This is a genomic window from Enterobacter sp. BNK-16, assembly GCF_048684955.1.
Lineage (GTDB): Bacteria > Pseudomonadota > Gammaproteobacteria > Enterobacterales > Enterobacteriaceae > Enterobacter > Enterobacter bugandensis.
This window is the reverse complement of the sequence record NZ_JBLQTQ010000001.1, coordinates 3877696-3903140: the sequence shown is the minus strand read 5'-3', so window position 1 is coordinate 3903140 and position 25445 is coordinate 3877696. Positions and strand designations below refer to the sequence as shown.

Annotated in this window: 21 protein-coding genes and 1 pseudogene; 15 read left to right on the top strand and 7 right to left on the bottom strand. The window is 59.6% G+C overall.

Features of this window, described 5'->3' with window-relative positions:
• Nucleotides 1–4: 4 nt before the first annotated feature.
• From prs to lolB, 3 genes are all read right to left on the bottom strand, one after another.
• The gene (prs, locus tag ACMGGH_RS18805; RefSeq protein WP_003856663.1) at nucleotides 5–952 is read right to left on the bottom strand and encodes a ribose-phosphate diphosphokinase; all 948 of its coding nucleotides are present in this window, start codon (nucleotides 950–952) and stop codon (nucleotides 5–7) included.
• 125 nt (nucleotides 953–1077) lie between these two features.
• Nucleotides 1078–1947 (bottom strand): 4-(cytidine 5'-diphospho)-2-C-methyl-D-erythritol kinase, encoded by an 870-nt coding sequence (gene ispE / locus ACMGGH_RS18800; RefSeq protein ID WP_028013463.1) that lies wholly within the window; start codon nucleotides 1945–1947, stop codon nucleotides 1078–1080.
• Entirely contained in the window at nucleotides 1944–2555 is a 612-nt protein-coding gene (gene lolB / locus ACMGGH_RS18795) for a lipoprotein insertase outer membrane protein LolB (RefSeq protein ID WP_028013462.1), read from the bottom strand. The genes ispE and lolB overlap by 4 nt, the downstream gene beginning before the upstream one ends.
• A gap of 201 nt (nucleotides 2556–2756) precedes the next feature.
• Here lolB and hemA point away from each other — a divergent pair, with 201 nt between their 5' ends.
• The 6 genes and pseudogenes from hemA (at nucleotide 2757) to kdsA (ending at nucleotide 7801) form a co-directional block, all read left to right on the top strand.
• Nucleotides 2757–4013, top strand: a complete 1257-nt coding sequence (gene hemA / locus ACMGGH_RS18790) for a glutamyl-tRNA reductase (protein WP_021240361.1) — start codon at nucleotides 2757–2759, stop codon at nucleotides 4011–4013.
• Between the two features lie 41 nt (nucleotides 4014–4054).
• Nucleotides 4055–5137, top strand: coding sequence for a peptide chain release factor 1 (gene prfA, locus ACMGGH_RS18785; RefSeq protein WP_021240360.1), 1083 nt, complete (start codon nucleotides 4055–4057; stop codon nucleotides 5135–5137).
• Nucleotides 5137–5967 carry a peptide chain release factor N(5)-glutamine methyltransferase gene (prmC, locus tag ACMGGH_RS18780; RefSeq protein WP_045631194.1) on the top strand — a complete coding sequence of 277 codons (831 nt, stop codon included), beginning with the start codon at nucleotides 5137–5139 and terminating at the stop codon, nucleotides 5965–5967. The genes prfA and prmC overlap by 1 nt, the downstream gene beginning before the upstream one ends.
• A gap of 2 nt (nucleotides 5968–5969) precedes the next feature.
• Nucleotides 5970–6059 (top strand): annotated as a pseudogene (locus ACMGGH_RS18775) (siroheme synthase); the annotation flags it as partial.
• 41 nt (nucleotides 6060–6100) lie between these two features.
• Nucleotides 6101–6910 (top strand): invasion regulator SirB1, encoded by an 810-nt coding sequence (sirB1, locus tag ACMGGH_RS18770; protein WP_028013460.1) that lies wholly within the window; start codon nucleotides 6101–6103, stop codon nucleotides 6908–6910.
• A gap of 36 nt (nucleotides 6911–6946) precedes the next feature.
• Nucleotides 6947–7801, top strand: a complete 855-nt coding sequence (gene kdsA / locus ACMGGH_RS18765; protein ID WP_028013459.1) for a 3-deoxy-8-phosphooctulonate synthase — start codon at nucleotides 6947–6949, stop codon at nucleotides 7799–7801.
• A 74-nt stretch (nucleotides 7802–7875) separates the two neighbouring features.
• Here the strand turns inward: kdsA and chaA are convergent, their stop codons facing one another.
• A complete protein-coding gene (gene chaA, locus ACMGGH_RS18760) occupies nucleotides 7876–8976 on the bottom strand; it encodes a sodium-potassium/proton antiporter ChaA (RefSeq protein ID WP_008499517.1) in 1101 nt (366 codons plus the stop codon).
• 269 nt (nucleotides 8977–9245) lie between these two features.
• Here chaA and chaB point away from each other — a divergent pair, with 269 nt between their 5' ends.
• Both chaB and ACMGGH_RS18750 read left to right on the top strand, forming a co-directional pair.
• Nucleotides 9246–9476 (top strand): putative cation transport regulator ChaB, encoded by a 231-nt coding sequence (gene chaB, locus ACMGGH_RS18755; protein WP_014884191.1) that lies wholly within the window; start codon nucleotides 9246–9248, stop codon nucleotides 9474–9476.
• A 177-nt stretch (nucleotides 9477–9653) separates the two neighbouring features.
• On the top strand, nucleotides 9654–10349 hold the full coding sequence (locus ACMGGH_RS18750) for a gamma-glutamylcyclotransferase (RefSeq protein WP_028013457.1): 696 nt from the start codon (nucleotides 9654–9656) through the stop codon (nucleotides 10347–10349).
• Nucleotides 10350–10378: 29 nt separating this feature from the next.
• Here ACMGGH_RS18750 and ACMGGH_RS18745 read toward each other — a convergent pair whose 3' ends face one another.
• From ACMGGH_RS18745 to ACMGGH_RS18735, 3 genes are all read right to left on the bottom strand, one after another.
• Nucleotides 10379–10618 carry a DUF1883 domain-containing protein gene (locus ACMGGH_RS18745; RefSeq protein ID WP_013096243.1) on the bottom strand — a complete coding sequence of 80 codons (240 nt, stop codon included), beginning with the start codon at nucleotides 10616–10618 and terminating at the stop codon, nucleotides 10379–10381.
• 194 nt (nucleotides 10619–10812) lie between these two features.
• Nucleotides 10813–12597 carry a methyl-accepting chemotaxis protein gene (locus ACMGGH_RS18740; protein WP_420299194.1) on the bottom strand — a complete coding sequence of 595 codons (1785 nt, stop codon included), beginning with the start codon at nucleotides 12595–12597 and terminating at the stop codon, nucleotides 10813–10815.
• Nucleotides 12598–12703: 106 nt separating this feature from the next.
• A complete protein-coding gene (locus ACMGGH_RS18735) occupies nucleotides 12704–13057 on the bottom strand; it encodes a DsrE/DsrF/TusD sulfur relay family protein (RefSeq protein WP_048998380.1) in 354 nt (117 codons plus the stop codon).
• Between the two features lie 73 nt (nucleotides 13058–13130).
• Between ACMGGH_RS18735 and nasR the strand changes: the two genes are divergently transcribed.
• From nasR to ACMGGH_RS18700, 7 genes are all read left to right on the top strand, one after another.
• Nucleotides 13131–14315 carry a nitrate regulatory protein NasR gene (gene nasR, locus ACMGGH_RS18730; RefSeq protein WP_045261104.1) on the top strand — a complete coding sequence of 395 codons (1185 nt, stop codon included), beginning with the start codon at nucleotides 13131–13133 and terminating at the stop codon, nucleotides 14313–14315.
• A 226-nt stretch (nucleotides 14316–14541) separates the two neighbouring features.
• Complete coding sequence (locus tag ACMGGH_RS18725; RefSeq protein WP_028013453.1) at nucleotides 14542–15789, top strand: CmpA/NrtA family ABC transporter substrate-binding protein; 1248 nt, start codon at nucleotides 14542–14544, stop codon at nucleotides 15787–15789.
• Nucleotides 15790–15791: 2 nt separating this feature from the next.
• A complete protein-coding gene (ntrB, locus tag ACMGGH_RS18720; RefSeq protein WP_028013452.1) occupies nucleotides 15792–16670 on the top strand; it encodes a nitrate ABC transporter permease in 879 nt (292 codons plus the stop codon).
• 9 nt (nucleotides 16671–16679) lie between these two features.
• Nucleotides 16680–17468, top strand: a complete 789-nt coding sequence (locus ACMGGH_RS18715; RefSeq protein WP_028013451.1) for an ABC transporter ATP-binding protein — start codon at nucleotides 16680–16682, stop codon at nucleotides 17466–17468.
• A 13-nt stretch (nucleotides 17469–17481) separates the two neighbouring features.
• On the top strand, nucleotides 17482–21468 hold the full coding sequence (gene nirB, locus ACMGGH_RS18710) for a nitrite reductase large subunit NirB (protein ID WP_232948365.1): 3987 nt from the start codon (nucleotides 17482–17484) through the stop codon (nucleotides 21466–21468).
• Nucleotides 21465–23963, top strand: coding sequence for a nitrate reductase (locus ACMGGH_RS18705; RefSeq protein WP_193359774.1), 2499 nt, complete (start codon nucleotides 21465–21467; stop codon nucleotides 23961–23963). The genes nirB and ACMGGH_RS18705 overlap by 4 nt, the downstream gene beginning before the upstream one ends.
• A 75-nt stretch (nucleotides 23964–24038) precedes the next feature.
• Nucleotides 24039–25445, top strand: a complete 1407-nt coding sequence (locus ACMGGH_RS18700) for a YchO/YchP family invasin (protein ID WP_059354254.1) — start codon at nucleotides 24039–24041, stop codon at nucleotides 25443–25445.

The following is a 25445-nucleotide window of genomic DNA, read 5'->3' as shown; positions in this document are numbered from 1 at the left end:
TCGATTAGTGTTCGAACATTGCAGAAATGGATTCTTCGTTGCTGATACGACGAATCGCTTCGGCCAGCATCCCGGACAGGGTCAGGGTACGCACGTTTGGCAGTGCCTTGATCTCGTCGCTCAGTGGGATGGTATCGCATACCACAACTTCGTCAATGACGGAGTTGCGCAGGTTGTTCACGGCATTACCGGAGAAGATCGGGTGGGTCGCGTAAGCGAACACGCGCTTGGCACCGCGCTCTTTCAGCGCTTCAGCGGCTTTACACAGCGTACCGCCGGTATCGATCATGTCGTCAACCAGCACGCAGTCGCGGCCAGCCACGTCACCGATGATGTGCATCACCTGAGAAACGTTAGCGCGCGGACGACGCTTGTCGATGATCGCCATGTCGGTATCGTTCAGCAGCTTAGCGATAGCACGGGCACGTACCACGCCGCCGATGTCCGGAGAAACCACGATTGGGTTGTCCAGGTTCAGCTGCAGCATGTCTTCCAGCAGGATTGGGCTGCCGAATACGTTATCAACCGGGACGTCGAAGAAGCCCTGGATCTGCTCTGCGTGCAGGTCAACGGTCAGTACGCGGTCAACGCCGACGCTGGACAGGAAGTCAGCGACAACTTTTGCGGTGATTGGCACACGCGCGGAACGGACGCGACGGTCCTGGCGGGCATAACCAAAGTAAGGGATAACAGCAGTGATACGGCCTGCGGAAGCGCGACGCAGAGCGTCGACCATAACAACCAGTTCCATCAGGTTGTCGTTTGTTGGAGCACAGGTGGACTGGATGATGAAAATATCACCACCGCGTACATTTTCGTTGATTTGTACGCTGACTTCGCCGTCGCTAAAGCGACCTACGGCGGCGTCGCCGAGGGAAGTGTACAGGCGGTTGGCAATACGTTGTGCTAGTTCCGGGGTGGCGTTACCAGCAAAAAGCTTCATATCAGGCACGAGAAGAACCTCAGGCATGCGTCCAGTGGTGGATAGCGTTCGCCGCAAACTGCGGGGCCTAAGCGAAGGCTATCCAGGCGGTGTATTAAAGAGCGCGATGCAACGTCTGGAACAGGGTGACGTTGTCACCGAAACTCAGTCTGCGCCAGAATGGCCTGCTGTAGGGGGGAGGTGTTCATCCCGCGCGCTACAAAACCATGCAGCCAATCCGGCGCTTGCTCAAGCACCTGACGGGCAGCGGATTCGGTGTCAAATTCAGCAAAGACACAGGCCCCTGTACCGGTCAGGCGCGACGGCGCGTATTCTAACAGCCAGGAAAGCACCGCATCAACCTCGCGAAAACGTTTTCTTGCGATATCCTCGCAATCGTTGCTGAATTCACAATTTAATAACGTTTCTATTGACCGTACCGGGGTATTTCTTTTCAGGTCAGGATCTTTAAAGATGACCGGGGTCGGAATGCTCACGCCGGGGTGGGCAACCAGATACCATTTCTCCGGCGGGTTGACCGGGGAGAGGATCTCACCCACGCCCTCGGCAAAGGCCGCGTGGCCGCGAACAAACACAGGGACATCTGCGCCCAGCGTTAAGCCCAAACCAGCCAGTTCATCCGTCGACAGCCCGCAGCCCCAGAGGTGGTTCAGCGCAACCAGCACGGTGGCGGCGTTGGATGAGCCCCCGCCGAGACCGCCACCCATCGGCAGACGCTTCTCAATGCGGATATCCGCACCGCTTCCCGCCGGCAGACGGCCCGACTCCGCGGCGGCTTTCATCAGCAGGCGCGCGGCGCGGACGATCAGGTTGTCCTCATGTGCCACGCCGTCGACCGGCGTCAGCAGGCAAATCTGCCCATCCTGACGCGGCTCGATGGCAATCGTGTCGCCATAGTCAATAAACTGAAACAGCGTCTGCAGTGTGTGATAGCCGTCAGCACGCTGGCCGGTGATGTATAAAAACAGGTTCAGTTTTGCCGGAGAAGGCCAGTGGGTCATCATTTAACGATCCAGTTGTCCATTTTCAGCTTGATGCGCTGGCTGCCCTGGGTCAGCTCCATGTTTGATGGCAGCGACGGTTTACTCTTGCTGTCATAGGCGCTGTACACCACTTTCCAGGTTTTGCCGTTCTGGGTGTAGTTGACCTGGCTCAGACGGTATTGATCGTCAAGCGTATAGTCGGTCGCTTCGCCCGGCAGGCCGAGGATCCACTGGCGCAGGCTGTTCAGCGGAATTGGCATCCCGGTCAGCTTGCCAATCATCTCTTCGGCATCGGTCGCCGTGTAGTGCTGGCCTTTGTTATCGGTGATCTGCGCTTCGCCCGGTTTGGCGATAAGCTCCAGCTCGGTGCTGCCAAGCGGGTTCAGCAGCAGCAGGCGATAGTTGTCCTGCCCCGTTTGCTGCCAGAAGAAGCGGGCATAAACCTTTTGTTCGTCAGAGAGATACGCGAAGGCGCCGCGCGTCTGGTACTGCTTCAAATTAAGGACGTCCTGCTGGTGCTGACGCCACTGCGGTGAATCAGGGCTTTTGCCCGGGCCTTTTGGTTGGGTGACAGTACAGGCGGTCAGAACCAGTGCTGCCAGCGGCAGCAGGCGAATCAGTCGGGTCATAATGAGGACAAATCCTTGAGATACGTTGCAGTTATAACTGTTAATGCTAGCGCCCCGCAGTGCTACCGTCTACGTTCAAATTATCTCAAAGCGTTGAGTAACCTATTACTCCGAAAGGAGGCGGTCTCTTTTATTGATCTCGCGCATCCTGTATGATGCGTCCTGCTAACCTTATTAACGCTGGTACTACTCCCGCTCAACATGACCCTATTAGCACTCGGCATCAACCACAAAACGGCCCCGGTTTCGCTGCGAGAACGCGTTACGTTTTCGCCGGATACGCTTGACCTGGCGCTGGACAGCCTGCTTGCACAGCCGATGGTGCAGGGTGGCGTGGTGCTTTCGACGTGCAACCGTACCGAGCTGTATTTGAGCGTGGAAGAGCAGGATAACCTGCACGACGCGCTGATCCGCTGGCTATGTGACTACCACAATCTCAACGAAGACGAGCTGCGCAACAGCCTGTACTGGCATCAGGATAACGATGCGGTCAGCCATCTGATGCGCGTCGCCAGCGGTCTGGATTCGCTGGTGCTGGGCGAGCCGCAGATCCTCGGCCAGGTAAAAAAAGCCTTCGCAGATTCCCAGAAAGGGCATCTCAAGGCCAGCGAGCTGGAGCGTATGTTCCAGAAGTCCTTCTCCGTGGCGAAGCGTGTGCGAACCGAAACCGACATTGGTGCCAGTGCGGTTTCTGTTGCTTTCGCGGCCTGTACCCTTGCACGGCAAATCTTTGAATCCCTGTCGACCGTCACCGTGATGCTGGTAGGCGCGGGCGAAACCATCGAGCTTGTGGCGCGCCATCTGCGCGAGCATAAAGTGAAAAAGATGATTATCGCGAACCGCACCCGCGAACGCGCGCAGGTGCTGGCGGACGAAGTGGGTGCCGAGGTGGTTGCGCTGAGCGATATTGATGAACGTCTGAAAGAGGCGGACATTATTATCAGCTCTACCGCCAGCCCGCTGCCGATCATCGGTAAAGGTATGGTGGAGCGTGCGCTGAAATCCCGCCGTAATCAGCCAATGCTGCTGGTGGATATCGCCGTTCCGCGCGATGTTGAGCCAGAGGTTGGCAAGCTGGCTAACGCCTATCTTTACAGCGTGGATGACCTGCAAAGCATTATTTCGCACAACCTCGCCCAGCGTAAAGCGGCGGCGGTGCAGGCGGAAACCATTGTTGAGCAGGAAACCAGCGAATTTATGGCCTGGCTGCGCGCGCAAAGCGTCAGCGAGACCATCCGCGAGTATCGCGGACAGGCGGAGCAGGTGCGTGATGACCTGACTGCCAAAGCGTTAGCGGCCCTGGAACAGGGCGGCGACGCGCAGGCGATTATGCAGGATCTGGCGTGGAAGCTGACCAACCGCCTGATCCATGCGCCAACCAAATCTCTTCAACAGGCTGCCCGTGACGGGGATGATGAACGCCTGACTATTCTGCGCAACAGCCTCGGGCTGGAATAGCGCCCTATACCCATTTTCTAAGACAAGGTGCACTTACGCCTATGAAGCCTTCTATCGTCGCTAAACTGGAAGCTCTGCACGAGCGCCATGAAGAAGTACAGGCGCTGCTCGGCGATGCCGGGACTATCGCAGACCAGGAACGTTTTCGCGCGCTTTCGCGTGAATATGCGCAGTTGAGTGATGTATCAAAATGCTTTACCGACTGGCGACAGGTTCAGGAAGATATTGAAACCGCGCAGATGATGCTCGACGATCCTGAGATGCGCGAGATGGCGCAGGAAGAGCTGCAGGATGCAAAAGCGCGTTCCGAAGAGATGGAGCAGCAGCTTCAGGTGCTGCTCCTGCCGAAAGATCCGGACGATGAACGTAACGCGTTTGTCGAAGTGCGCGCCGGTACCGGCGGTGACGAAGCGGCGCTGTTTGCCGGGGATCTGTTCCGCATGTACAGCCGCTACGCCGAATCGCGCCGCTGGCGCGTGGAGATCATGAGCGCCAACGAAGGCGAACATGGCGGCTACAAAGAGGTTATCGCTAAGATCAGCGGCGACGGCGTGTACGGACGTCTGAAGTTTGAATCCGGCGGTCACCGCGTGCAGCGCGTTCCGGCCACCGAATCTCAGGGCCGCATTCATACCTCCGCCTGTACGGTGGCGGTGATGCCAGAGCTGCCGGAAGCGGAACTGCCGGACATCAACCCGGCGGACCTGCGCATCGACACCTTCCGCTCCTCCGGGGCGGGCGGTCAGCACGTTAACACCACCGACTCCGCCATCCGCATTACCCACCTGCCGACCGGCATCGTGGTGGAGTGTCAGGACGAACGTTCGCAGCACAAAAACAAAGCCAAAGCGTTGTCCGTGCTGGGCGCGCGCATCCACGCGGCGGAAATGGCGAAGCGTCAGCAGGCGGAAGCCTCTACGCGTCGTAACCTGCTGGGCAGCGGCGATCGCAGCGACCGTAACCGCACCTACAACTTCCCTCAGGGGCGCGTGACCGACCACCGCATCAACCTGACCCTGTACCGTCTGGATGAGGTGATGGAAGGGAAGCTGGATATGCTGATTGAGCCTATCGTGCAGGAATACCAGGCCGACCAGCTGGCGGCGCTGTCCGAGCAGGAATAATGGATTTTCAGCGCTGGTTACGCGAGGCGGCCGCTGAGCTTTCAAAAAGCGAAAGCCCGAAGCGCGACGCCGAAATTTTGCTTGAGCATGTGACGGGTAAAGCCCGCACGTACCTGCTGGCATTCGGCGAAACTGAGCTGACCGCAGAGCAGGAAGCACGGCTCGCCGCGCTGCTTGCCCGCCGTAAAAACGGCGAGCCGGTGGCGCACCTTGTCGGTGAGCGCGAGTTCTGGTCGCTACCGCTTTACGTCTCGGCGGCAACGCTGATCCCGCGTCCGGATACCGAGTGTCTGGTTGAACAGGCGCTGGCACGTTTACCCGCAGCGGCCTGCCGCATTCTCGATCTCGGTACTGGCACCGGTGCTATCGCGCTGGCGCTGGCCAGCGAGCGGCCTGACTGCGATGTGACGGCAGTGGATGTGATGCCCGACGCGGTGGCGCTGGCGCTGCGTAACGTGGAACGTCTCGGGCTCAGCAACGTAACGGTGCTGCAAAGCAGCTGGTTTGCCGCGCTGGAGAACCGCTCATTTGCGATGATTGTCAGCAATCCTCCTTACATTGACGAACATGATCCGCACCTTGCGCAGGGAGATGTTCGCTTCGAACCGCTGACGGCGCTCGTGGCCGCCAACGCGGGATTAGCCGATCTTGATCACATTGTGACAACGTCACGAGAGCATTTGCTTCCCGGCGGCTGGCTGCTCGTGGAGCATGGCTGGACGCAGGGAGAATCCGTGCGGGCACTGTTTACCCAGGCAGGCTACGCCGCTGTCGAAACCTGCCGCGACTACGGCGGCAACGAACGCCTGACGCTGGGGCAGTGGTCTTGAGTGCCGGGTATCTGCCATTTACTGATAAAGGCGTAAGGCTGACTGAAAGGCAGTTTGGCGTTATCATCTACATCGTTTTGAGTTTTATCGCGCCTGAGCGTCATTGTTCGCTCAGTCGTTACTGGGGTAAGTCATGAGGTCCTTAGCCGATTTCGAATTTAATAAAGTGCCGCTTTGCGATGGCATGATCCTGATTTCGGAGATGATACGCGACGATTTTACGTCGCAGTACGTCTACGATGAGCTGGAGAATCTGGTCAGCCTGGCGCGTGAAGAGATCAATCAGGCGCGCCCGCAGGACTGGCAATTAGAGAAGCTTCTGGAGCTTTTCTACGGCGAATGGGGTTTCTGCGACACGCGTGGCGTGTATCGCCTGTCTGACGCATTATGGCTGGACCAGGTCTTAAAAAATCGTCAGGGCAGCGCCGTTGCGCTGGGCTCTATTTTGCTGTGGGTTGCGCACCGCCTGGATATTCCACTGGTGCCGGTTATTTTCCCGACGCAGATGATCCTGCGTGCGGAGTGGCTGGACGGTGAGATGTGGCTCATTAATCCGTTTAACGGCGATACGCTGGACGAGCATACGCTGGACGTCTGGCTGAAAGGCAACATCAGCCCGGTGGCCGAGCTCTTTAACGAAGATCTCGACGAAGCCGACAACGCCGAAGTCATTCGCAAGCTGCTGGATACGCTGAAGTCAGCGCTGATGGAAGAGCGTCAGATGGAGCTGGCCTTGCGTGCCAGTGAAGTACTGCTGCAGTTTAATCCGGAAGATCCGTACGAAATTCGCGACCGCGGGCTTATCTATGCCCAGCTCGACTGCGAGCACGTGGCGCTGAACGATCTGAGCTATTTCGTCGAGCAGTGCCCGGAAGATCCGATTAGCGAAATGATTCGCGCGCAGATCAACGCGATCTCGCACAAACAAATTACACTGCATTAATCTTAATTCCGATTCACACCTGAATAAGGCGATCCTATGAAACAAAAAGTGGTTAGCATTGGTGATATCAAGGTAGCAAACGACCTGCCGTTCGTGCTGTTTGGCGGTATGAACGTGCTGGAGTCCCGCGATCTCGCCATGCGTATCTGCGAGCACTACGTGACCGTGACCCAGAAGCTGGGCATTCCGTACGTGTTTAAAGCCTCTTTTGACAAAGCCAACCGCTCCTCCATCAACTCTTACCGTGGCCCTGGCCTGGAAGAGGGGATGAAAATTTTCCAGGAGCTTAAGCAGACGTTTGGCGTGAAAGTGATCACCGACGTGCATGAGTCCTGGCAGGCGCAGCCTGTGGCAGACGTGGTAGACGTAATCCAGCTTCCGGCGTTCCTGGCGCGTCAGACCGACCTGGTTGCCGCGATGGCGAAAACCGGTGCCGTGATCAACGTGAAAAAACCGCAGTTCGTGAGCCCTGGCCAGATGGGTAACATCGTCGATAAGTTTATCGAAGGCGGTAACGACAAGATTATTCTGTGCGACCGTGGCGCTAACTTCGGTTACGACAACCTGGTTGTAGACATGCTGGGCTTCAGCGTCATGAAGAACGTCTCTAACCAGTCGCCGGTGATCTTCGACGTGACCCACGCGCTGCAGTGCCGCGACCCGTTTGGTGCAGCCTCTGGCGGCCGTCGTGCTCAGGTGACCGAGCTGGCGCGCGCCGGTATGGCGACCGGTCTGGCAGGTCTGTTCATTGAAGCGCACCCGGATCCGGCTAACGCGAAATGCGATGGCCCATCCGCGCTGCCTCTGGATAAGCTGGAGCCGTTCCTGAAGCAGATCAAAGCGATTGACGATCTGGTGAAAAGCTTCGACGAGCTGGATACCAGCAACTAATAAAAAAACCCGCTTCGGCGGGTTTTTTTATGGGACATATTGCCGGGTAAGCGCAGCACCGCTGGGCAAAAAGACTACGCAAAGATCGTCATCAAATACGCTACAAACAGCGCCATATGCGCCGCGCCGTTCAGGACATTGGTGCGGCCAGTGGAGAATGAAATCTGGCACAGCAGCAGCGAGGCCACCATCACAATCATCTCCGGCGCGCCCAGCGCAAACTGCAGCTCGTTACCGGTCATAAAGGCGATCAGCGTCACCACCGGTACGGTGAGTGAAATGGTCGCCAGCACGGAGCCGAAGAACAGATTCATCGCACGCTGCACCTGATTGTTCAGCACCGCCTTCAGCGCACCTAAACCCTCAGGGGACAGGATCAGCAGCGCCACCAGGAAACCGGTAAAGGCCACCGGCGCGTTCAGTTCGGTTAACAGCGTCTCCAGCGGGTTGGCGTTCATCTTGGTGACCGCGATAACCGCAATCAGATGCACGATCAGCCAAACCGTGTGCCACGCGCTGCTGTGGGCCGACGGCTTGCCGTGGTGCGGGTCATCGTCGTCGCTGTCGTCTTCATGCTCATACACAAACAGGCTCTGGTGCGTTTTGGTCTGAATGAGCAGGAACACGCCGTACATGGCGGCGGAAATCAGCGCGACCAGCAGCGCCTGGCCGGTGGAGAAGTTTGCTCCCGGCAGCGCCATCGGGAAGACCAGCACGATAATTGCCAGCGGGAAGAGGGCAATCAGATACTGTTTAATGCCGAAAAGATTCATGTACTGGGTCGCAAATTTGCGTCCGCCCAGTAACAGAGAGAAGCCTACCAGGCCGCCCGTCACAATCATAATGATGGAGTAAAGCGTATCGCGCATCAGGGTCGGGGCGGCATCGCCGGTTGCCATCAACGCGGAAATCAGGCTGACTTCGAGAATAACGACGGAAAGGCTGAGAATTAAAGAGCCATAAGGCTCGCCCAGGCGGTGGGCTAATACGTCCGCATGGCGAACGACGCTAAATGCGCTGGTTAAGATACCGACCAGGGCAAGAATATTGATACCAACCACCACTGGCAGTGACTGACTGCTTCCCCAGAAGAGCAGCACAGCCAGTGCCAGAACCGGGAAAATGAGAGACGTCTCCTTGTGGCGGGTCTTTACCGCCTCGTGTGTTGCTGTCATGTGCTTCTCCATCAATGCAGGTGCTTGTAATTATAGATAGATTTTAAGGGCATTAAATTAACAGAAATCTGTTAAATAACCTTTATTTTTTACTTAATTTTACCCTTTGTTATGGTTTTCTTGTTTAATGCCTATAATAAGATATTTCTTTTAAATATATATTTAATAACAATGAATTATGAAATTCATCCGTTCATTGTTTATGACCGGCTGGCACACCGGCGTATCGTCGTCCACACTTAACTCTTTAGGCAAAAGAGAGGTTAGTGATGCCATATAAAACGAAACGCGAATTACCCGATAACGTGAAAAACGTCCTGCCCGAACACGCGCAGGATATCTACAAAGAAGCGTTTAACAGCGCCTGGGATCAGTACAAAGATAAAGACGATCGGCGGGATGATGCCAGCCGGGAAGAGACGGCGCACAAGGTCGCCTGGGCCGCAGTAAAACATGACTATGAGAAAGGAGACGATGATAAATGGCATAAAAAGAAATAGCCGTGAAATTATTCGCTGCCTTCATTTTGACTTTTCAGGCGGTTGAACTTCCGTTGTATTGCAACTGGTCCGCTAATTGCTTATCGTAATTTTACTGCTGGCAAAATGACCAGCACAGAATGCCGGGAAGGCGAATTACAGATGTCGCAAGGAAGCATGCAGTGGCGGAGGTGTAAAGTGTTAACGCGTGATTTCTTAATGAAGGCAGATTGTAAGACGGCATTTGGTGCTATTGAGGAATCGCTTCTCTGGTCAGCTGAACAACGTGCGGCGTCGCTCGCTGCTACGCTTGCCTGCCGCCCGGATGATGGCCCGGTATGGATTTTTGGCTACGGTTCACTGATGTGGAACCCGGCTCTCGAATTTGTTGAATCGGCAACCGGCACGCTGCCCGGCTGGCATCGCGCATTTTGCCTGCGCCTGACGGCCGGACGCGGCAGCGCCTGTCAGCCAGGGCGCATGCTTGCACTAAAAGAGGGCGGACGCACCACGGGCGTCGCGTATCGCCTTCCGGATGCCACGCTCGAAGAGGAGCTGACGCTGCTCTGGAAGCGCGAGATGATCACCGGCTGCTATATGCCGAGCTGGTGCAAGCTGGAGCTCGACGACGGGCGCACCGTTAACGCGCTGGTGTTTATTATGGATCCGCGCCACCCGCTGTATGAAGCGGACACCCGCACGCAGGTGATTGCCCCGTTAATCGCCGCAGCCAGCGGGCCGCTGGGCACCAACGCGCAATATCTCTTCTCCCTCGATCAGGAGCTGACCCGACTCGGCATGCAGGACGATTGTCTGAATGAGCTGGTGGTGAAAGTGAAGGCGCTGCTGGAAGGGAACCCGCTCAACAGCACGCTGCGACCGGGTTTTGCCTGAGAATACGCCCGGCGAGCCGGGCGTTTAAATTACGCTGCCACGTAGCTGACCGAATGCTCCAGCGACTGGCTGTGGCTGTCGATCAGCACATCCCACGTGCCGGTATACGGCACGGTAAGCCAGGCCTTGTCATCCTGCACGGTCAGAATATCCGCCTGGGATTGTTTCTGTGCTTTCGCACTCATCAGATGAATACGACAGCGCTCTGAGCAACGCACCACCACCGTATCCCCGCCAAACAGTTTCAAACTTGTTTTCACCAGTGCCATTTTCTACCCCGTCGATTTTGCCCATCCCGAGCGTGATGTTGTTCACAAAATACTCATTGCATAACACCAAAGCGGGGAGCGAGGGATGCTGATTTTGATCAAAAAATGGCATAACGATTAAACAAAAATGACAAAATTCCTGAAACCTTTCAGCTGACGCGCGTTTACCCTGTTTAACGCGCGCCTGAAGAAAATTAAATGCGGAAATGGCCGGCGGTTTCAGCAAGCTCGCCCGCCTGGCTTTGCAATGCGCTGGCGGCCGCGGCGGACTGCACCACCAGCTCGGCATTCTGCTGCACCATTCTGTCGAGATGGGTCACCGCGTGGTTGATCTCGTGAATGCCTTTCATCTGCTCGCTGGTGGCAATCGAGATCTCGCGCATGATGCCGGAGACGCTGCCGATGCTGGAGCGGATCTCATCCATGCTTTCCCCGGCCAGATGCACGTAGCGCGAGCCGGTGGCCACGCTGTCGGTGGTGGAGTCGATAAGCGATTTGATCTCTTTCGCCGCCTGGGCGCTGCGGCTGGCGAGGTTCCGCACTTCACCGGCGACCACGGCGAACCCGCGGCCCTGCTCACCGGCACGCGCCGCCTCGACGGAGGCGTTCAGCGCCAGAATGTTGGTCTGGAAGGCGATGCCGTCGATTACGCTGGTGATATCGCCAATCTTAGCGGACGCCACTTCGATGGACTGCATGGTGCTGATGGCTTGCGAAACCACTTCACCGCCGCGCGCTGCGGCCGCAGAGGCCTTGCTGGCCTGGTCGTTGGCTTCTGCTGCCGATTCATTTGACTGGGTGACGGAGGCGGTGATCTCTTCCACGGCGCTGGCGGTTTCGCGAAGGCTGGACGCCGCCTGCTCGGTACGTCCGGAGAGATCCTGGTTACCTGCCGCAATCTCCTGCGCGGCGTTTTTCACCGAGGCGCTGGCGTCGCGGAGCTGAACCATCACCACCGAGAGCTTATCGCTGAAAGCATTAAACGCCTGCGCAATTTGCGCCACTTCGTCATCGCCGCTGTCCGGCAGGCGCTGGGACAGATCGTTAGTGCCGTTGGCAATGTTGTGCATCGCGTCACGAATGTCGGACAGGCGCTTCAGCAGGCGGGCAATCAGGACGTGAACAATGGCGCCGCTCAGGAGTGCGAGGATCACCAGCGAAATCGCCGACGCTTTCAGCAGGGAACGCATGCCGGAGGTGGCATCGCTGCTGTCGAGGGCGACGACCAGGAGCCAGTTCGTGCCCGGCACGGCTGAGGCGATAAAGGTTTTTTCCTCGTCATTCAGCGTTCCGTCGATCGGGTTACCGCTCTTCAGCGCCGCAAGGTCGATGCCTTTGATCGTCTCGGCAAACGGCTTCAGCGTCAGGGCCGGCTCGTTGGCGGCAATCACCGTGCCGTCGCTGTTCAGAAGCAACCCGCTGCTGGCCGGCGTGGGGTGGATCCCGCGCACGTTCGTCACCACGCTATCCATGGCGACATCGCCCGCCACCACCGCTTTCAGAGCGCCATTCTCCTTCACCGGCACGGCAAACGTGACCACCAGCTTCCCGGTCCCGGCATCAACGTAGGGTGCCGTTACCACCGGGCCGTCCGTGCTCACCACCTGTTGATACCAGGGACGAACGGTGGGGTCATAATCCGCCGGGACGCCTGTCGGGTCGGAGAATTTCGCCGTCTTGCTGGCGTAGCCCACGTAAACATTGGTGAAACCGCCCGCCAGGGCAAGCTGCTTAAACGCCGGAACCGGATCGTCAGCCAGCGCGATGCTCTGCGCGGAGGTAATCACCGTCATTTTGCTTTTGACCCAGTCGGCAATCGCCATGTTGTGACTGGCGCGGGTGCTGGTCAGAATATCGCGCTGGGACTGCTGGTTATCCTGGCGCGTGACCTGGAAGTTAATTACGGTATTGAGAAGAAGGGCGACGACGAGGCAGCCTGTCGTCGCGGCGATAATGCGTGCGCGAATGGATCTGAACATAAGTGAAATACCTGCTGTGTTGTTTCCATGCCTATCGGCAACCCCGCAGGTAAACTTGATGCTGAAACCGCGTCCATAAGAAAATAATATTTTTACGGGTTTATTATTAAAAAGTTAATACTTTATCCGCAGTCAGCGTCCATTCGGCCAGTTCAACCAGCGTACCGATTTCTACGCCCTCGATCAGCGGCAGCCCGGTAACGCCGCGCCCGTCGGTGCAGGTCTTACAGAGTTTTACCGGTACGTCCTGCGCGGTCAGGATCTCCAGCATCTGCTGAATGTTGTAGCCTTCCGCCGGTTTTTGACCCTTCAACCCCGCGGTCACGGCATCGGACATTAAAAATATCCGCAATACCAGGTCGCTCTCTTTTTCGCGTAGCGCGATCGCCAGGCGCAGGCTGTTGAAAAGGGATTCGCTACCGTAAGCCGCACCGTTGGCGACGATCACAATCTTCTGCATGTTGACTCCTGTTTTTATAAAGGCACGAATATTGCTTAATTTCCCCGGAGTTTCGCTGTCCGGGAGAGTAAGCATGACATTAATGGCCGGCATTTCGCCAGGTGCAACCGAATGGCTCCAGCGCGCAAGGCGGATGCGCCGGGAGCAGCTCAGCAGGCTGGCGCAGCTGAACGTGCTGGTGCGCGGTATTAGCCAGCTGGTGCATATGCTCCAGTGCGAGCGCGGCGCATCTAACGTCTGGCTCTGCTCACAGGGTAAGCTCTATGCGCCTGAATGCAAAGCCAGCCGGGCGCTGGTGGACGAAAACCTTGCTGCACTGAACGACATTCTTGGAAAACAGTCCGCCTTTCCGGGAAGCGCCGTTTGCGAACGTATCGGCAATGCGCTGCTCACGCTGGAGACGCTTCCCGCGCTGCGCGACGGTGTAAATCGGCAAACGCTGACGGCTCCGCAGGCAATGGAGCACTACTCCCGCATGCTGCGCCACCTGCTCAGTATCGTACCGCAGCTTAATGACAGCATTGACGACCCGCAAATCGCGGGCCGTTTCGTCGCGCTATATAGCCTGATGCAGGGGAAAGAGCTGGCGGGACAAGAGCGGGCCCTGGGGGCGATTGGCTTCACGCAGGGCTTTTTCGATGACGTGACCCGCCAGCGGCTGGTTGACCGCATTGACGGGCAGCAGGCCTGCTTTGAGATCTTTCTCTCCCACAGCCAGGCCGACGTGCAGACTTCGTTCTCCCTTAATTGTCAGCCCGATCGTGAGACGGAGCAGCTCCGGCGCGTGGCCTGTACCCGCCAGCCTGCCGCAGACAATGGCCATACCGCACTCGCCTGGTTTGCGCTGCAAACGGCGCGGCTGGAGCATCTGCGCGCGCTGGAGGAGACGATCATCGCCGATCTGATGGTCGCGGTGGATGAGCGTATTCAGCGCGACGAGGCATACCCGCTTCCCGGGGATGAACAGGACGATCCGCTGGCGCACTACCCGGATAAACCGCTGCTGACCCTGGTTCGCCAGCAGGCACGAGAGATAGAGCAGCTTTCCCGCCAGCTCGCGTCGCTGCGCGATACGCTTGAGGAGCGCAAAACCATTGATAAAGCCAAAAGCGTGCTGATGACCCACCAGAACATGAGTGAAGAACAGGCCTGGACAACGCTGCGCAAAATGGCGATGGACAAGAACCAGCGCATGGTCGATATCGCCCGCGCGCTGCTTACGGTGAAGAGCGTCTGGCAGGTAACACCAAAGGAGTAGCTGCACAATCAGCGGGCATTTTATGCCTGATTGAGGTGCGTGAACGCGGTCAAAACCGGTTTTCGGCCCTGAAAGAGGGTCTTTAAACCTGGCACTGGCTTTGCATTATTTAATTAACCATTTTTGACGGTGCGCCAACGGCGGTGCATCAGTCTTCGGGATAAAGGCGTCCAGCGGTGCTTCGGCACGGCGGGCGCTTTTTTTTGGCTTTTTTTCGGGAGCGGTTATGGCGGATTTGTCGAGACGGCGATTTTTGCAGGCCAGCATGCTGGCGAGTGGCGCAGCGCTGTTACCGGGTGTTATGCAGGCTGCCTGGGCGGCTGGCTCAGATAAACCGGAACAGGAGACGGTGCGCGTCGGGTTTATCCCGTTGACCGACTGCGCGCCGGTGGTTATCGCAGCGTTAAAAGGCTTTGATAAAAAATACGGTATCACCATCGTTCCCACCAAAGAGGCGAGCTGGGCGGCGGTGCGCGACAAGCTGGTGGCGGGAGAACTGGACGCCGCACACATTCTTTACGGTCTGCTGTACGGGCTGGAGCTGGGCATCGCCGGCAAGCCGCAGCAGATGGCGAATCTGATGACGCTCAATCAGAACGGCCAGGCCATCACGCTTTCAAGCGATCTGGCGGAGAAGGGCGTTCGCGATCTCGACGGGCTGAAAACGCTGATCGGGCAGCAGGCGCCGGGAACCTACACCTTCGCGCACACCTTCCCGACCGGGACGCATGCCATGTGGCTTTACTACTGGCTGGCCAGCGCGGGCATTAACCCCTTTGACGACGTGCGCACGGTGGTGGTGCCGCCGCCGCAGATGGTGATGAACATGCGCATCGGCAACATGGTGGGCTTCTGCGTCGGCGAGCCGTGGAACGCGCGCGCGATTAACGACCGTATCGGCTTTACCGCCGCCACGTCGCAGTCCATCTGGGCCGATCATCCGGAAAAGATCCTCGGCACGCGTCGCGACTGGGTGGAGAAAAACCCGCACACCGCCCGGGCGCTGGTGAGCGCGGTGCTGGAGGCCGCGCGCTGGATCGAGGCGTCCCCGGAAAACAAACGCGAAACCGCGCAGATCCTCTCCCGCCGGGCGTGGCTCAACTGCAAAGAACAGTATCTCACCGGGCGCATGCTCGGCGAGTACGACAACGGCCTGGGCCAGCGCTGGCAGGACGCGCACCCGATCCGCTTCTTCAACGAGGGGGCTGTGAGCTACCCGTATCTCTCCGACGGCATGTGGTTCTTAACCCAGTTCCGCCGCTGGGGCTTGCTCAAAGCCGCGCCGGACTACGCGGGCATCGCGCAGCGCATCAACCAGACCTCGGTCTGGCAGGATGCCGCCACCGCCGTCGGCGGTATGTCCACGCCGTCATCACCGTACCGCAGCAGCACGCTGATGGACGGCACCGTCTGGAACGGCGCCGATCCGGAAGGGTACGCCAGCCGTTTCGCCATTCACCGTAAAGGGGCCTGATTATGCCGCATCTGCAAAACACGAAACCACAAGAGACGCCAGAGAGCGGGGAAGTGATTGTCCTGCCTCCGGTACAGGTTCGCCGCCGCCCGCCCGCGTTAGCGCGCCGGATGAACGACTTTTTCCAGCGCGTTATTCCGGCGCTGCTCGGCCTCGGGCTGCTGGTGGTGCTCTGGCAACTGGCGGCGATAAACAGCAAAGGCTTCCCGACGCCGCTCAGCACGCTTGATTCCGCCATTACCCTGTTTGCCGACCCGTTTTATCGCGACGGGCCTAACGATATGGGCATTGGCTGGAACGTGCTTGCTTCACTGCAGCGCGTCGCCATCGGTTTTGGCCTGGCAGCGCTGGCGGGTATTCCGCTGGGCTTTTTGATTGGCCGTTTCACCTTTTTCTCGCGCATGTTCAACCCGCTGATTGCGCTTCTGCGCCCGGTCAGCCCGCTGGCCTGGCTGCCCATCGGCCTGCTGCTGTTCCAGAAAGCGGAGCCCGCGTCGAGCTGGACCATTTTCATCTGCTCTATCTGGCCGATGGTGATCAACACCGCCGAAGGCGTGCGCCGCATTCCGCAGGACTACCTCAACGTCGCCCGCGTATTGCAGCTTTCCGAGTGGACGATCATGCGCCGCATACTCTTCCCGGCTGTGCTACCCGCTGTGCTGACCGGGGTGCGCCTCTCCATCGGCATCGCCTGGCTGGTGATTGTCGCCGCCGAGATGCTCACCGGGGGGCTGGGTATCGGCTTCTGGATCTGGAACGAGTGGAACAACCTCAACGTCGAAAACATTCTGATCGCCATCGTCATCATCGGCGTGGTCGGGTTGCTGCTGGAGCAGGGGCTGATGCTGATCGCCCGTCGCTTTAGCTGGCAGGAAAAATAAGGAGCGAACATGAAACCATTAATTCAGGTCCAGGCCGTGAGCCAGCGTTTTTCCACCGCCAGCGGCGAGTTTCTGGCGCTGCAGAACGTCTCTTTTGATATCCACGAGGGCGAAACCGTGAGTCTTATCGGCCACTCCGGCTGCGGCAAGTCGACGCTGCTTAACCTTATCGCCGGGATCGCACTGCCGACGGAAGGCGGGCTGATTTGCGACAACCGCGAAATCGCCGGGCCGGGGCCCGAGCGCGCGGTGGTGTTCCAGAACCATTCGCTGCTGCCGTGGCTGACCTGCTTCGACAACGTGGCGCTGGCAGTGGATCAGGTGTTCCGTCACACCATGAGCAAGGCCGAGCGCAAAGAGTGGATCGAGCACAACCTCGACCGCGTGCAGATGGGCCACGCGTTGCACAAGCGTCCGGGGGAGATCTCCGGCGGCATGAAGCAGCGCGTCGGGATTGCCCGCGCGCTGGCGATGAAGCCGAAAGTATTGCTGATGGATGAGCCGTTCGGCGCGCTGGATGCGCTGACGCGCGCCCATCTGCAGGACTCGGTGATGCAGATCCAGCAGGCGCTGAACACCACCATCGTGCTCATTACCCACGACGTGGACGAGGCGGTGCTGCTCTCCGATCGCGTGCTGATGATGACCAACGGCCCGGCGGCCACCGTCGGGGAGATCCTGCGCGTTGACCTGCCGCGCCCGCGCAACCGGGTGCAGCTGGCGGAAGACAGCCGCTATCACCACATGCGCCAGCAGATCCTCCATTTCCTCTACGAAAAACAGCCGAAAGCGGCGTAACGAGGGGGCGTTGATGCGACTGGTCATTATCGGGAATGGCATGGCGGCAACCCGGCTGATTGCTTCGCTCACCGGGCGAGCTTCCGGTCGGTTCGCTATCACCGTCATCGGTGACGAGCCGGAGCATGCCTATAACCGCATCCAGCTTTCGCCGGTGCTGGGAGGGGAAAAAACGGCTGCGGGCATCTGCCTTCAGGATGACCAATGGTACCAGGAGCGCGGCGTGACGGTGCTGCGGGGCGAAAAGGCACTCGCCGTGAACGTGGACGCACGGGAAGTGCAAACCACCGCCCGCACGCTGGGCTGGGATGCGCTGGTCTTTGCCACCGGGTCAACGCCGTTTGTGCCGCCGATTCCTGGGGGCGATGCGCCGCACGTCTTCACGTTCCGTACCCTGGAGGATACCCGCGCCATTCAGGCGATAGCCGGTCCGGCGGTGGTGCTGGGGGGCGGCGTGCTCGGCGTAGAGACGGCGGCAGCGCTGGCTCGTTCAGGTGACAACGTCACGCTCGTTCATCGCGGCCCGTGGCTGATGGAGCAGCAGCTGGACCAGCAGGCGGGCGTACTGCTTGAAGAGGCGCTGGCGGCGCGGGGCGTGCGCTCTGAACTCGCCTCCGGCATCGCGGCGATTAACGGGAATAGCGTGACGTTGCTCAACGGACGCCGCGTCGCCGCCGCGCGCGTGGTGCTGGCGACCGGCGTGCAGCCCAACGTCGCGCTTGCGCAGGCCAGCGGTGTTCGCTGCGCGCGCGGCATCGTGGTGGATAGCCAGATGCGGACCTCCGCACCGGACGTCTACGCCATTGGCGAGTGCTGCGAAATTGACGGCCAGACCTTTGGCCTGGTCGCCCCCTGTATGACGCAGGCGGATATTCTCGCCGCGCGGCTGGCGGGCGACACAGCCGCGCCGTTTGCCCTCACCGACAATGGCGTGCGCCTCAAGGTGACGGGCGTGGAGCTGTTCAGCCTCGGGCGCGCGGCGGCGCAGGCGGGCGATGTGGTCTGGAGCTCCTGGGATCCGCTAACCCGTCACTATCGTCGGTTACTGATCCATCAGGGTGCGCTGGCTGGCGTGCTGCTGATGGGCGACTGCCGCAGCGCGGCAACATTTACCGATTTACTGGCAACGGCTGCGCCCGCACGCGCGGACTGGCTGTTCGATCGTTTCACTACGCAACCGCAGGTTGCAGGACAGAACGCTATGACAAAACCTACTCTGGTGGTGGTTGGACACGGTATGGTCGGCCATCATTTTCTCGAAGACTGCGTTAACCGCAATCTGCATCAGCAGTATCAGATCGTTGTCTTTGGTGAGGAGCGCTATGCCGCCTATGACCGCGTGCATCTGTCGGAATACTTTGGCGGCCGAAGCGCGGCGTCGCTCTCGCTGGTGGAGGGGGAGTTCTTTTCCGATAACGGCATTGAGCTGCGCCTCTCGCAGCAGATCGTCGCTATCGATCGCGACGCGCGCGTGGTGCGTACCCCCAGCGGGCATGAGACCCACTGGGACAAGCTGGTGCTGGCGACCGGCTCATACCCGTTCGTACCGCCGGTACCGGGCAACGATCTGCCGGGCTGCTTTGTCTACCGCACCCTTGACGACCTGGACAACATAGCGGCCCACGCGGCGGGCTCGCGTCGTGGCGTGGTGATTGGCGGCGGCCTGCTCGGGCTGGAGGCGGCGAATGCCCTCAAGCAACTCGGGCTGGAAACGCACGTGGTGGAGTTTGCGCCCAATCTGATGGCGGTGCAGCTTGATAATGACGGCGCGGCGATGCTGCGCAGGAAAATCGAGGCGCTGGGCGTTGGCGTTCACACCAGTAAAGCCACCACGGAAATTGCTGCGACGGACGACGGGCTGGTGCTGCGCTTCGCCGACGGTGAACAGCTGGAAACGGACATGGTGGTCTTCTCTGCCGGTATTCGTCCTCAGGACGCGCTGGCGCGCAGCAGCGGGCTGGCTATTGGCGAGCGCGGCGGGATCTGCATTGATGACGCCTGCCGGACCTCCGATTCGAATGTGTTAGCCATCGGTGAATGCGCCCTGTGGGAGGGGAAAATCTTTGGCCTGGTGGCGCCCGGCTACCAGATGGCGCGCGTGGCCGCCGCCGTGCTCGCGGGCGAAGATAAAACCTTCACCGGGGCAGATATGAGCACTAAGCTCAAGCTGCTCGGCGTGGACGTGGCGTCGTTTGGCGATGCTCACGGGCGCACGCCGGGGGCGCTAAGCTACCAGTGGACGCACGGCCCGCAGCAAATCTACAAGAAAATCGTGGTCAGCCACGACGGCCAAACGCTGCTCGGCGGCGTGCTGGTGGGCGATGCCAGCGAATACGCCACGCTGGTGCAGATGATGCTTAACGGCATCAGCCTGCCGAAAGAGCCGGAAACGCTGATACTACCTGCGTTGTCAGGCAGCGCGCCAAAAGCGCTGGGCGTGGCGGCGCTGCCGGAAAGCGCGCAGATCTGTTCGTGTCATAACGTCAGCAAAGGCGATATCTGCCGGGCGGTGAGCGCGGGCGCAGCGGATATCGGCGCCGTTAAGCAGTGCACCAAAGCGGCGACCGGCTGCGGGGGCTGCAGCGCGCTGGTGAAGCAGGTGATGGAGTTCCAGCTTGCCGAGCAGGGCGTGGAGGTGAAAAAGGACATCTGCGAACACTTCCCGTACTCGCGCCAGGAAATTTATCACCTGGTGCGCGTCAACCATATCCGAACCTTCGACCAGCTTATCAGCCGCTACGGTCAGGGGCACGGGTGCGAGATCTGTAAGCCGCTGGTGGGGTCAGTGCTGGCCTCCTGCTGGAATGAGTATCTGCTCAAACCGGCGCATCTGCCATTGCAGGACACCAACGACCGCTACTTCGCCAATATTCAGAAGGACGGGACGTATTCCATCGTGCCGCGCATGCCCGCAGGAGAAGTGACCGCCGACGGGCTGATCGCCATCGGCCAGATTGCGAAACGCTACGGCCTGTACAGCAAAATCACCGGCGGGCAGCGTATCGACCTGTTTGGCGCCACCCTGGAACAGCTGCCGGAAATCTGGCAGGCGCTGGTGGAGGCCGGGTTTGAAACCGGGCACGCTTACGGGAAATCCCTGCGCACGGTGAAATCCTGCGTCGGGTCGACCTGGTGCCGCTACGGCGTGCAGGACTCCACTGGTCTCGCGGTCAGACTGGAGCACCGCTACAAGGGCCTGCGCGCCCCGCATAAAATCAAAATGGCCGTTTCCGGCTGCACCCGCGAGTGTGCGGAGGCGCAGAGCAAGGACGTGGGGGTGATTGCCACGGACAAAGGCTGGAACCTCTATCTGTGCGGCAACGGCGGGATGAAGCCTCGCCATGCAGATCTCTTCGCCAGCGATCTGGATGACGAAACGCTGATCCGCACCGTAGACCGTTTCCTGATGTTCTACATCCGCACGGCGGATCGCCTGCAGCGCACCAGCACCTGGATGGACAACCTGGAGGGCGGCCTCGACTATCTGCGTGAGGTGATCCTCAACGACAGTCTCGGCATCGCCCACGAGCTGGAGCAGGAGATGGCCCGGGTAGTCGAGACGTACCAGTGCGAATGGCAAACCACGCTCAACGATCCTGACCGCCTGGCGCTGTTCCGCACCGCGGTGAACGTCGCGCCGTCGGACGAAAGCAAGCGCTGGCAGGAAATCTGCGGCATTGACGATATCCCGGAGCAGGCGGGCATTGGCGCGCGTCTTGGCCGTAAACCGATCGCGCTGTTCCGCTTTGGCACGTCCGTTTATGCCCTGGACGACCTGGAGCCGGGCAGCAGTGCGAACGTGCTGTCACGCGGCATCCTCGGCGATGCGGCGGGCGAACCGATGGTTATTTCTCCGCTCTACAAGCAGCGCATTCGCCTGCGCGACGGCTGTCAGGTGGAGAACGGCGAACCCGCAGTGCGCGCCTGGCCGGTCAAAATTGAAAATGGCAAGGTGTGGGTCGGCAACGAAGAGCTGGTGATGCGCGCGGAGGCCTCATGACGGAAACCAGGACAACGTGCCCCTACTGCGGGGTCGGCTGCGGCGTGATCGCCAGCGTGGAGGATGGAGCGGTCAGCGTTCGGGGGGATGACACCCACCCTGCAAACTTTGGCCGCCTGTGCGTGAAAGGATCGGCCCTGGGGGAGACAACGGGCTTGCAGGGGCGATTGCTGTACCCCGTTGTCGATGGACTTGAGGTGGACTGGTCCCAGGCGCTGAACGCGGCGGGCGAGCGACTGCGGGAGATCATCGACACATGGGGGCCACGGGCGGTGGCGTTTTACGCCTCCGGCCAGCTGTTAACCGAGGACTACTATGCCGCCAACAAGCTGATGAAAGGGTTTATCGGCGCGGCGAACATCGATACCAACTCCCGGCTCTGCATGTCCTCGGCGGTGGTGGGCTACAGGCGCGCCTTTGGCGAAGACGTGGTGCCGTGCAGCTACGAGGATGTGGAAAACAGCGATCTGGTGGTGCTGGCCGGCTCGAACGCGGCCTGGACGCATCCGGTGCTCTATCAGCGCCTGGTGCAGGCAAAGCACAACAACCCGCAGATGAAGGTGGTGGTGATTGACCCGCGTAAAACCGCTACCTGCGATATTGCCGACCTGCATCTGGCGCTTAAACCCGGCAGCGACGCCGGGCTGTTTGTGGGGTTGCTCAATCTGATCCAGGGCACTGATGAGTGGCCGATTGCCCGCGTGGCGGCGTTTTGCGACCTTCCGGCAGAGGATATTGGTACCTTTTACGACTGGTTTGTTACCGTGCCTCGCGCCATTACGCTCTACACCATGGGGATCAACCAGTCCTCCAGCGGCAGCGACAAGTGCAGCGCCATCATTAACGTGCATCTTGCCAGCGGGAAGTTCAACCGTCCGGGCTGCGGCCCATTTTCGCTGACCGGACAGCCAAACGCCATGGGCGGCCGGGAAGTGGGCGGGCTGGCGAACCAGCTGGCGGCGCATATGAGCTTCGAGCCGGACGATCTTTCGCGGGTGGCGCGTTTCTGGGGAACGGAACGGCTGGCGCAGACGCCGGGGCTGATGGCGGTGGAACTGTTTGACGCCATCGCCCGCGGCGAGGTGAAGGCGGTGTGGATCATGGGCACCAATCCTGCCGTATCGCTGCCGGACAGCCACGCGGTGTGTCAGGCGCTGGCGGCCTGTCCGCTGGTGATTGTCTCTGAGGTGATGAAAGATACCGACACCAGCCGCTTCGCCCATATCCGTTTTCCGGCGCTGGGCTGGGGGGAGAAGGACGGCACGGTGACCAATTCCGAGCGGCGCATTTCGCGCCAGCGCGCGTTTCTGCCCGCGCCGGGTGAGGCGAAGCCGGACTGGTGGATCGTGGCTCAGATTGCAAAACGGCTGGGCTACGGCGAGGCCTTTGCCTGGCAACATCCGCAGGAGATTTTTTGCGAACATGCGGCGCTGACGGCGTTTGAAAATGACGGTGCGCGGGCGTTGAACCTTCAGGAACTGGCGGGGTTAACCCGTGAAGCGTGGGAGACGCTTGAGCCGTACCAGTGGCCGACGGGGAATTTACCGCGCCGAAACGTAGTGCCTGTCGATCCGCTGCCGCACGGCGCGACGGCTACCGCGCTATACCCGGCGATCCTCAACACTGGCCGTATCCGCGACCAGTGGCACACCATGACCCGTACGGGATACGTGCCCCGGCTGATGCAGCATATCGCGGAGCCGTTTGTTGAGGTCTGCGCCGCAGACGCCATTCGGTTTTCACTGTGCGACGGCCAGCTGGCGCGGATCGGCTCGCCGCGCGGCGTGATGGTGGCCAGAGTACGAATCAACGACGGAATACGGGAAGGCGAAGCGTTTGCTCCTATGCACTGGAACGCTGAGTTTGCCCGCCAGGGAAAGGTTAACGCGCTGGTGGAAGTGCGCATCGATCCGGCTTCCGGGCAGCCGGAGAGTAAGCAAACCGCCGTCAGAATCATGCCCTGGCAGCCCGCCTGGCAGGGGGAGCTCTATGCCCGGGAATGGCCGGAAATCCCCTCTTCGGTTCACTGGTGGCGTAAAGCCTCGCGAATGACGATAGCGGGTGAAAAGCCGCTGCTGTCGTGGGTGATGGACTATGCCAGCGGCCGGGGCTGGCAGTTGCAGATTGCGCAAACCGGGGAACGCAGCAGCGTACTGGCCTGGCATAACGGCCATCTGATGCTGGGTTTCTGGGAAGGCACCGCCTTGCCCGATCTGGCGCACCCGGTGATAGAAGCCGCTTTTCAGTCGCCACCCTCGACACCCGCTGAGCGCCATGCGCTGCTGAACGGGCAGGGCGTGGGGAAGGTTACAGATCCGGGGCGCATCATCTGCAGCTGTTTCAGCGTTGGAGAAAACGCGATACGGGAGGCGATTGCCGGAGGGTGCGGTTCCGTTACCGCGCTGGGGGCGACGCTACGGTGCGGCACGAACTGCGGTTCGTGCGTGCCTGAGCTCAAAACAATGTTTCAGGAAATTCCGGAAAATTCCCCGTAAAGCTGCAAAGAGAGAGAAATCACGTTAAGGTACCTGGTGTTCTTACGTAAGCACCGGGTAATTCTTACGACATTGATGACTGTTTCTCCCCCTTTCCGAACGCTGGTTTTACTCTCCCTCGTTACAGCCGGAGCCGTTCACGGTGCGCCGAATTCCTTTATCCAGCAGGCACAAAATCCCTTTGATAATAACGGGGATAATCTCCCCGATCTCGGTATGGCAGCCCCGACCGGGGAGGGGGAAAAGCATCTCGCCGAAATGGCGAAAGCCTTTGGTGAAGCCAGTATGACCGACAACGGCCTGACTACGGGCGAGCAGGCGCGGCAGTTTGCCTTTGGTCAGGTGCGTGACGCGGTGAGCGGCGAGGTGAACCAGCAGATTGAATCCTGGCTGTCACCCTGGGGGAATGCCAGCGTCAATTTGCTGGTGGATAACGACGGGAAATTCAACGGCAGCAGCGGGAGCTGGTTTATCCCCTGGAACGATAACAACCGTTACCTGAGCTGGAGCCAGCTCGGCCTGACGCAGCAGACGGATGGCCTGGTCAGTAACGCCGGAATCGGCCAGCGCTGGGTGGCCGGAAAATGGCTGCTGGGCTACAACACCTTTTACGATAACCTGCTGGATGAGAACCTGCAGCGTGCCGGGCTGGGCGCGGAGGTATGGGGAGAAAATCTGCGCCTGTCGGCTAACTATTATCAGCCTTTTGCCGGCTGGCGCGACAGCTCTGACGTCCAGGAGCAGCGCATGGCGCGGGGATATGACGTGACCGCCAAAGCCTGGCTGCCGTGGTTTCATCACCTGAACACCAGCGTCAGCTTTGAGCAATATTTTGGCGACAACGTTGACCTCTTCAACAGCGGAACCGGGTATCACAACCCGGTGGCGGTCAATCTCGGGCTTAACTATACCCCCGTGCCGCTGGTGACGCTGACCGCAGGGCATAAGCAGGGCGAAAGCGGAGAGAGCCAGAATAACCTCGGGCTGAAGCTCAACTATCGCTTCGGCGTGCCGCTGGTTAAGCAGCTCTCCGCCGGAGAGGTCGCGGCCACGCGATCCCTGCGCGGAAGCCGCTATGACTCGCCGGAGCGTAACAGCCTGCCGGTGATGGAGTTCCGCCAGCGTAAAACGCTCTCCGTCTGGCTGGCAACCCCGCCGTGGGATCTCAAAGGGGGCGAAACCGTCATGCTGAAGCTGCAGGTTCGCAGCACTCACGGTATTCGTCAGATCCACTGGCAGGGTGATACCCAGGCTTTGAGCCTGACGTCCCCGGGGAAAAGTGACAGCACCGACGGCTGGAGCGTGATCATGCCTGCCTGGAATGACGCTGAAGGGGCGACAAACCGCTGGCATCTCTCGGCGGTGGTGGAAGATGCGAAGGGCCAGCGCGTCTCGTCCAATGAGATCACGCTCGCTGTGGTGCAGCCGCTGGTCGCATTACCTGACGACGACCCGCGCTGGAAGCTGCTGCCGGATGAGTAA